Source organism: Actinoplanes sp. NPDC026670 (assembly GCF_040638175.1).
Lineage (GTDB): Bacteria > Actinomycetota > Actinomycetes > Mycobacteriales > Micromonosporaceae > Actinoplanes.
The window spans coordinates 1-1,300 of record NZ_JBEZXU010000196.1 but is presented as its reverse complement, the minus strand read 5'-3'; the positions used below and the strand labels follow the sequence as shown (position 1 = coordinate 1,300).

Below are 1,300 nucleotides of genomic sequence, written 5' to 3'. Positions count from 1 at the left end.
AGCGCGGTGGCCAGGTCCAGAGCCTTGGTCGGGGCTGTCATGCCACACCCCCCAGCACGCGGGCGGTCTCGGTCATCTCCCGCAGCCGCACCCCCGGCCGCGTCTCCACCACCGGCAGGTCCAGCACCCGGCCGTACTCGGCGACTTGGTCGCCACCGTTGGCCTTGGCCTCGTACAGCGCCAGGTCAGCCGCACGCAGCACCCGCGACGGCTCGTCACCGACCATCGCCGACACCGCGCCGACACTGGCCCGCACGACCAGCTCCCGCCCGCCCGGCAGCACCACCGGCGCGGCCAGGGCCCGGACCACCTCGCCGCCGAGCATCCCCGCGATCGGCACCGGCGACGGGCTGACCAACACGATCTCGTCACCACCGAGCCGCGCGACCACCGCACCGTCGACCTCGTCGATCGTGGCCGACAGCCGGGCCGCGACCTCGACCAGCACCGCGTCACCCGCGTCGTGTCCGAACGTGTCGTTGACCTGCTTGAACCCGTCCAGGTCCACGATCGCCACGTCGTAGGGCTCCCTGGCCAGATCGGCCATCGCCGTCGCCAGCCCGGCACGGTTCGCCAGCCCCGTCAGCGGGTCAGTGAACGCCATCCGGCGGGCCTCAGCCAGCCGGGACCGGTCCGCCCGCACCGTCCGCACCGCCCACACGTGCCCCGCCACCGACAGCACCGCAGCAGCCGGGAGCAACATCGTTCGCGCCTTCACCGGGCCACCTCCGAGCCGGTCGCGGTCGCCCACGCCTGCACGACATTCCGAGGAATCCGGCCGCGCTCACGCACGGTGTAGCCGTTGGTCTTCGCCCACTGGCGAATCGCCGCGCGGTGCATGGCGGCCTCCGCGCCGGTGCCCAACTTCTGCCGCACCTTGGCCAGCTCGGCGGTCAGCGCGGCTTCCTTCTCCGCCAGCTCGCGGGTCCGGGTCTCGGCCTCGCGCTCGGCCTCCAGCCGCCCGGTCAGCTCCTCCATCAGGCCGCTGATCTTCTCGGCGAGCTGGCGGGTCCGCGCGGTGTCGCTGCGCTGAGCCAAGGTCAGCAACTGCTCCATCGTTCGCTCTGGTCGGCGGGCCGGCGTCTGCTCGGCCGCGATCGGGGCGGCGCCGGGGCCGGTGATGACCCTGATGCCCATCGGCATCTGCTGAGTCGGGAAGGTCGGCGTGCCGTTGGTCGGCGCGATCGTCGGGGCGCTCATGCCGGCATCACCACCCCGACCGAGAGCAGGCCACGCAGCGCCCGCAGCGCCTTGTACTGGATGCCCTTGAGCGCCTCGGGGGTCTTGCCCATCACCACGG

2 protein-coding genes are annotated in these 1,300 nt (G+C 73.0%); both read right to left on the bottom strand.

The window, feature by feature from the left end; translation table 11 throughout:
* Window positions 1-37 precede the first annotated feature (37 nt).
* Window positions 38-718: a GGDEF domain-containing protein gene (locus tag AB0E94_RS53035; protein ID WP_357095952.1), complete on the bottom strand. Its 681-nt coding sequence runs from the start codon at window positions 716-718 to the stop codon at window positions 38-40.
* Window positions 715-1,200, bottom strand: coding sequence for a histone-like nucleoid-structuring protein Lsr2 (locus tag AB0E94_RS53030; protein ID WP_357095950.1), 486 nt, complete (start codon window positions 1,198-1,200; stop codon window positions 715-717). The genes AB0E94_RS53035 and AB0E94_RS53030 overlap by 4 nt, the downstream gene beginning before the upstream one ends.
* Window positions 1,201-1,300: the final 100 nt, after the last annotated feature.

Coding starts and splice junctions, on each gene's coding strand:
- AB0E94_RS53030 (WP_357095950.1), bottom strand. CDS start 1,200: ATGAGCGCCCCGACGATCGCGCCGACCAACGGCACGCCGACCTTCCCG.